The sequence below is a fragment of the Parabacteroides sp. AM58-2XD genome (assembly GCF_003463685.1).
Lineage (GTDB): Bacteria > Bacteroidota > Bacteroidia > Bacteroidales > Tannerellaceae > Parabacteroides > Parabacteroides segnis.
The window spans coordinates 57,624-64,704 of record NZ_QSDP01000024.1 but is presented as its reverse complement, the minus strand read 5'-3'; the positions used below and the strand labels follow the sequence as shown (position 1 = coordinate 64,704).

Genomic DNA, 7,081 nt, shown 5'->3' with positions numbered 1-7,081 from the left:
GAATCTTATTCCATTTTTTTACTGGTTCACTCTTTGTCTTCCTTTCTTTCAATGGTTTGACATATTACAAATCTATCTTTTTTATCTTATCGAAATTCTATCTGCCAAACTAAGGTATTTATTTAGGATACACCAAAGTATATTCGACCCCATAGGCCGAAGCATACCGGTCAGTGACCGAACAATCGTCGTAATACTGGGAGATGATCTGACAGTAGAAGGTGATACGCTCGTCAATATCTACCTCTTTCGGAAAGCGGTAAGTCATCACGAAAGTGAACAGGTCGCTACCCGAAGCCAGAAACGCGTTCTTCACCTCTTCCAGATTGATAAATATTTCTTCCGTCGTCTGCGTCACAAGATAATCACCGGCAATGTTACCAGCAATCTTCTTCGCCTGGCGACCATTTTTCTTCACACGGACAAATACTTTACGGATACTTTCCACCACATCGTCACCGCTGCGCAGATAATCGACCGACAAACGAAGCGGATAAGTGGGCGACGGCTCGAAGCAAACGGGATCTTTGGCTGCCAGCACTTCCCGGATATTCGTCTTGCTTTCCAACTCAAACTGGTCTTTCAGGTATTTCAGCTGGCGAACTTTTACCAATATCCGGCTCTGATACTCGATTTGATTCAAATAACTGATAATCTGTTTCTGGATCTCGATCAGGTTGTGGCTGCATTCGTAAAACTGAAGCCTCAGCATATCGGTAATATGCCCCAGCTCCTCATCCGTAGCAATACAGAAAAAGGCTTCCTCATTTCCGTTGATAAGTTCCTCTGTCGTCCGAATCAACGCCTCGATGCCTTCGCGCTTTTCATCGAGGCGCACCAGCTTCTGTTTCTTTATCTTATAATTGGGTTCGCTTTTAAAGGTATTATCAACATTCCGTTTCAGGTCGATCACATTGCGAAGAGTCGTGACGGCGATGTTACGCAGTGTCCGTTTGATATTCCGCAGATAGCTGTATCGTTGTGTCTCGTTGTTTTCCTGAAGAAAATAGGATATCGTATCTTTCAGATAAGTGATATGTTCATGGACGAACGAAATATTGATCTCCTCGTTCACCTCCAGTATCTGTTCGAAGAATTGCAAATAGGAATCTTCCAGTTCGAGAAACGAACCGTTCTCCCTGACGACCTCCGAATCGACCAACTTCCGGATACGTTCTTCCTTATAGTCCACCAAAGCCAGCGCATCCTCATAACGAAACGAAAGTATCTTTCGCTTCGCAAACAACTCTTTCAACAACCGTTGTTCGCGACTAAGCGTTTTGAGGAGTTCTTCTATAGAATGAAATGCAGGCATAAGGGTATGATGTTTTTAATTAATTGATCTTAATTCGTTCGATTGTACCACCATTTTCGATTGTACCACCATTTTAAGTGGTACAATTGATTAAGACGTGCCAACGTCCACGTGTTCCACCCTCACGCTTAATGTACTCTTTATTCTGTAACTCCTTTATTTCTTTCTGAACAGCCGATTTGTTTATAGTAAGTGCGTCAGATAATTCACGCACCGTAATCTTAGGGTTAGAAGATATCTGCTCTATTATTTTTTCAGTAACAGGCCTTCTGAACAAAATGACTTCACCATTCATATACCACAATTTACCGGAATGCCGGTGAATAATTTTAAGTCCGATATCAAGTTCCTCCTCCAAAACATGCTTCATATAATTAATAAACGGCTTTATTTGTCCAAACGAAGCCTTAGCACCTTCGGCTGGGATAGAGCCGACAGCCGTATCCGCTGCACTTAGAGCACGTAAATAGTTCGCTTTATCCTTTGTTTTAATTACAATCATTGGGTAATTATGACGGGAAAGAATGTAGTTCACCATCAATCTGGCTATACGACCGTTTCCGTCCTCAAAAGGGTGGATACGAATATACCGATAATGGAACACGGCTGCCAACTCTATCGGAGACATCTCTCCGGCCACTTCCGCTTTATTATACCATTGTACCAAATCATTCATTAAAGCCGGTGTTTCTTCCGGGGAAGCATATTCAAAAGACTCTCCGGTAACGGTTATTACGGAATTAGGACGAGTCTTATAACATCCGGCATGAATGACGTACGAAGTCGTTGTCCCATCAGGCAATCTGCGATAAACTGTATAATCTTCGCGTAAAAGAGTATGATGAAGTTGGCGGATAAAGGTTTCCGTCAAAGGATGAATCTTTTCTGCAGCTTCTACTTGCATCATTTTCAGGCCGACATTATGTGCTTTCATTTCTTCCAAGTCTTTCATGTTGGCTTCGCCGATCACTTTCCCAAATAGCAATAAGAGTTCTGTCTGGCCATAAGTCAGCGTATTTCCTTCCATATGATTGGAATTATAGTTGAATTCCAACATGAATTTCTGATTCAAACGAATACTGTCTTCTTCTTTCAAAGGCTGCAAAGATAACCATTCGCCATAAAGTTTCTCTATATTGTCCATAACCGTTCCTTTTTCAATCTCCTGATTCGTTCTTTCGGATACAGTTACCGGAGAATCCCCAATAGTTGAATTCGCTTGCAACTGAATTGCAAATCTAATAAAATAATCTTATTCCCCCATTGCCACCACCAGTTATTGATAATCGTCCTGCCATCTTTTCCTTTAACCCCCCAAAGCAGACGACGAAAAACAGAAAAGAGTATCCTATTGATACCGGTCAAAGACAAAGAAAGCGTACTACAGATATTCAATCTCTTCGGGAAGCTGCAGGACGGCAAGTAGGAGACAATAAAAAATATCCCCTTCAAAGATACAGGTTGTCCCTATATTAAGTATCTTTGGTGCTGAAGAAAAGATTGTCCGACGGATGTCGAACAGTTAGCCGACTCTTGTCAGACAGCTGTTCCACCTCCGTCGAACAGCTGTTTTACAGGGGTCGGACAAACCTTTTGTACCGATATAAGTAAGATTATATCGGTTATAATTGAGATTATGTCCGGAACAAGGTTGATTACAACCGGGATATCACACTTAAACAACACTGCCTATGTCAGCCACTTATAACCTATTTAAGAATCCGGGGAAGGGAGATAATCTTCATGCTCGTCAGGTAAACCAGTACACCGTGCGCATCGATGCGCTTTGCGAAGAGATTTCCCAGATCAGTTCCTTCTCTTCTTCGGATGTAAAAGGAATGCTGGAAGCAGTGAAAAGCCGGATTGCCTTTCACCTGAAATACGGGGATATCGTCGAACTGGAAGGATTGGGTACGTTCAATGCCTCCCTGAAATGTCCGTCTCTGCCCACAGAAAAACAGATCACACCTCATCTGGTGAGGTTCAACAAAGTAGTGTTCCGCTGCTCCAACGAACTGAAGAAGGAGTTGCGTTATATGAAAGTGGAACGGGCCGACGAACCAAGCCGTCTGAAAGGATACACGGAAGAGAAGCGGAAAACGAATATATTGAATTACATACAGCAGAACAACACGATCTCTACCCTCGAATGCCGTTCCATCAATGGTTGCTCGAAGTATATCGCCTTGAAAGATCTCCGGACATTGTTGGATGAGCAAAAGATTGTCCGTTTGGGGTATCGCGCCAATGCACAATATGGCCTAAAAACCAGGGAGGAATAAATATGGGAGTTATCTACAGACTGATGCTTACCCTGATCCTGTCCCTGCACCTCATCACTATATATGCAGAAAACGAAAACCCTTTCTTTTTTTCCCATCTCGGAGTTGAAGACGGGCTTTCGCAGGTATCTATTCTCAGTATATTTCAGGATTCGGAAGGATACATATGGTTCGGGACACGTAACGGAGCAAACCGTTACGATGGTTATGAATTTAAAGTATACCAGAACGAAGTAAATAACCCGGCATCGATCAGTGACAATTATATCCGTAAAATAAGTGAAGACAAAAACAAAAATATATGGATAGGGACTTCCAACGGAGTCAATTGCATCGATTACAAGACACAGCAGATTTCCCGCTTCTATCCGCAGGCCATCAATCCGCAGATAACAACGAATGCTGTCAATAACTTTCTCCGCCATGCAGACGGTGAGTTATATGCTTTCACCACGCGGAGCATATTAAAATGCAATTCTGACAAAACGGTAGAGGAAATGCCCTATCTGACAAAAATGGAATCACCGATCCATTCTATTGCACAAGATAATGCCGGAGATATTTTCATCGGAACAGAAGATAAAGGACTGTACATTTTCACTTCCGGCTGGAAGCTGAAGAAACATTATTTACCGGACAGTTCTAATAATCAGCAAACATTACCCATCAGTACAATATCGGCCTTATTACCGGGTCCCGGTAATACTGTTTTCATTGGTACCAATGAAAACGGATTGTGCCTCTACAATAAAAAGGAACAAACTTTCACCCGTTTGAACACGGATAATTCGGGGTTAAACAATAATTCAGTCCGCCATCTCACCGTATTAAGCAAGGACTCTATCTTGATTGGGACTTTCAGAGGGCTGAATATACTGAACACCCAAAACATGATTATCACTCCGATCAATATGGATATGAAGGCAAAAGGAGCACTCAGCCATTATTCCATCCATAGCATGCTGATCGACCGTGACCAGACACTATGGGTAGGGACCTACTCGGCCGGAGTCAATTATCACAGTCCCTTTTACAGGCCTGCTTCCTTTATCACCACCAACTCTTTTGCCGGTATTATTGGACAAGGACGAGAAGACAGCAACGGAAATATGTGGTTCGCAACGGAAGGAGCCGGATTACTTTACTATAATCCGCGCACCGAAGAACAAAAACTCTACCCCATCAAACCTTTACAGGCCGGAAATTATGAAATAAATATCCTTAAATCCATCTTGATACAAGGAGATTCCATTCTATGTTCCACCCACTTCGGCTCGGTCTATCTCTTTTCCATCCGGGACAAACAGTACAAAAAAATACATGATTATAAATATAATGACATCAATACATTATATATAGACAGCAAACAACGGCTGTGGATACCGACCAACACCCCTGATCAAACCGTCATGGTCGATAAAGAAAAAACAACGAGTTATTTTAATGTAAACGGTCATAAAAAACAATTCAGGGGAATGTGCCTGATTAAAGAACTGGAACCGGACGTTTTCTTATTCGGAGCAATATCCGACAGTGTTTTTGTGTACGACATGAACAAGGAAACGGCTACCGACCTTACCTCCCTGCTCCAGAACGGCGATAAGAGAAAACGGCTGGGAAGTATATCGGGAGCCTTGAAAGATGACAACCAATTCATTTGGATAGCCACTACGAAAGGAGGTCTGTTCCGCCTCGACAGCAACCTGAATCTGATACAAAACTACCAGAAAGAAAACGGGTTATCAGAAAGTTACATCAATTCACTTTCGATCGATAAAAACGGAGATATATGGGTCGTTACCGGTAAAGAATTATATAAGTTGAACCGCCCTGAAAACAAATTCGAGCTGGTAAAACCGGTCGACAGCCCGACACAGGAATACTCATTATATGCAAACAATTGTGTATCAAACGACGGTACCCTCTATTTCCCGGGGAACCAGGGTATCCTGGCCATCAACCCGCAAAAAGTATTAACAAATCCGAACAGACCTCCTGTCTATGTCACCTCACTACTGATAAACAGCCAGGAAGACCCGGAAGGCCTGCCGACTTACCAGGAGTTATTGCCTTTGCAATATAATAACAACATCACGTTAAAAGCCAGCCAGGGTAATATCACCATCCGCTATTCAGCCCTCAACTTTATCCACTCCGAGGATAATTCATATGCTTATATGATGGAAGGGGCCGACCATAACTGGCATAATATCGGTAACCGCCGGGAGGCTTACTATAGTAATCTGTCACCCGGTAAATATACCTTCCGCGTAAAAGCTGCAAACAACGATGGTGTCTGGAACCCGGAAGAAGCGGTATTACATATTACCGTAAACCCTCCTTTTTACAAAACATGGTGGGCTTATTCACTCTATCTGTGTATCTTGTCGTTAATTATTACGCTAATTATCCGCTGGCAACATCGTAAACACGAACGGGAACGAGAAGAAAAATACAGACAACTGGAACAGGAACGAATGAACGAACTGCATGAAGAGCGCATGCGGATGTTCACCAACTTTTCCCATGAGTTAAGAACTCCCCTCACATTAATCATCAATCCGCTGAACGATCTTCTCCAACGGGTCACCTTCTCACCGGAAGTAAAAGAAGCGTTGCAGATGATCAAAAAGAATACCGGACGAATGCTGCTGCTGGTAAATAACCTGATGGATATCCAAAAGTATGAGGCCGGGAAATCGATCCTGCAAAAGACACGGTTCAACTTTTCCGCTTTTATCCAGGAAATGTATCATTCGTTTGAAAGTGTAGCCCATAACCGGAATATTCAGTTCACTTTGAAAAATGAACTGCCCGAGCCTTACTTCACCTGTTATGATGAGGCGGAGATAGAGAAAGTCTTTTTCAATCTGCTATCCAACGCATTCAAATTCACGCCGGCGAACGGAAATGTCACGCTCCGTATCAAACGGATCTCCCAAGGGCAGTGCGAAACGTTGCCGATGTTTCCCGAGCAGCAATCCTCAACCCTGATCGAGCCGTCGTATCTGTTGATAGAAATCGTTGACACAGGTAAAGGATTTAATAAAAAGGAAGCAGAAAAGATATTCGAACCTTTCTACCGGGCAGAGGAAGATATACACAAACAGGTAGCAGGCACGGGTATCGGCCTCAGCCTGACCCGCTCCATCGTTCTGCAACACCAGGGATGCATCTGGACGGACAGTACCGAAGAAAAAGGTACAAACTTCCAGATCCTTTTGCCTGACACTGAGATGCAGGACATAAAGAAGGAAGAGGAAACCATAAACTCACATCCGTCTGAAATCAGCAAAAAGGTCGCCCTGCTAGTGGAAGAAACGGAAGCCCGCAATAAACAAACCGTACTACTTGTAGATGACAACCAGGAAGTTTTTGTATATTTGTTACAACCTCTTTTCATAAAGACCTAGGTGTAAATCAATTTAGAGGTACGTCTAAATCAATTTACACCTACCTCTAAATTTAATTAGACGTACCTCTG

Annotated in this window: 4 protein-coding genes; 2 read left to right on the top strand and 2 right to left on the bottom strand. The window is 42.9% G+C overall.

The genetic code is table 11. The annotated features are described in order from the left end of the window. Positions 1-118: 118 nt before the first annotated feature. Positions 119-1,315: a hypothetical protein gene (locus DXA15_RS08085; RefSeq protein WP_128133692.1), complete on the bottom strand. Its 1,197-nt coding sequence runs from the start codon at positions 1,313-1,315 to the stop codon at positions 119-121. A 73-nt stretch (positions 1,316-1,388) separates the two neighbouring features. Beyond that, on the bottom strand, positions 1,389-2,459 hold the full coding sequence (locus DXA15_RS08080) for a Fic family protein (protein WP_128133691.1): 1,071 nt from the start codon (positions 2,457-2,459) through the stop codon (positions 1,389-1,391). Between the two features lie 547 nt (positions 2,460-3,006). Between DXA15_RS08080 and DXA15_RS08075 the strand changes: the two genes are divergently transcribed. Together DXA15_RS08075 and DXA15_RS08070 are read left to right on the top strand one after the other, a co-directional pair. Further along, positions 3,007-3,597, top strand: a complete 591-nt coding sequence (locus DXA15_RS08075; RefSeq protein ID WP_128133690.1) for an HU family DNA-binding protein — start codon at positions 3,007-3,009, stop codon at positions 3,595-3,597. A 2-nt stretch (positions 3,598-3,599) separates the two neighbouring features. After that, positions 3,600-7,010 carry a two-component regulator propeller domain-containing protein gene (locus tag DXA15_RS08070; RefSeq protein ID WP_233566976.1) on the top strand — a complete coding sequence of 1,137 codons (3,411 nt, stop codon included), beginning with the start codon at positions 3,600-3,602 and terminating at the stop codon, positions 7,008-7,010. Positions 7,011-7,081 lie beyond the last annotated feature (71 nt).

Bases quoted from the DNA above. Each gene is read 5' to 3' on its own strand.
- DXA15_RS08085 (WP_128133692.1), bottom strand. From the start codon at position 1,315: ATGCCTGCATTTCATTCTATAGAAGAACTCCTCAAAACGCTTAGTCGC.
- DXA15_RS08080 (WP_128133691.1), bottom strand. From the start codon at position 2,459: ATGGACAATATAGAGAAACTTTATGGCGAATGGTTATCTTTGCAGCCT.
- DXA15_RS08075 (WP_128133690.1), top strand. From the start codon at position 3,007: ATGTCAGCCACTTATAACCTATTTAAGAATCCGGGGAAGGGAGATAAT.
- DXA15_RS08070 (WP_233566976.1), top strand. From the start codon at position 3,600: ATGGGAGTTATCTACAGACTGATGCTTACCCTGATCCTGTCCCTGCAC.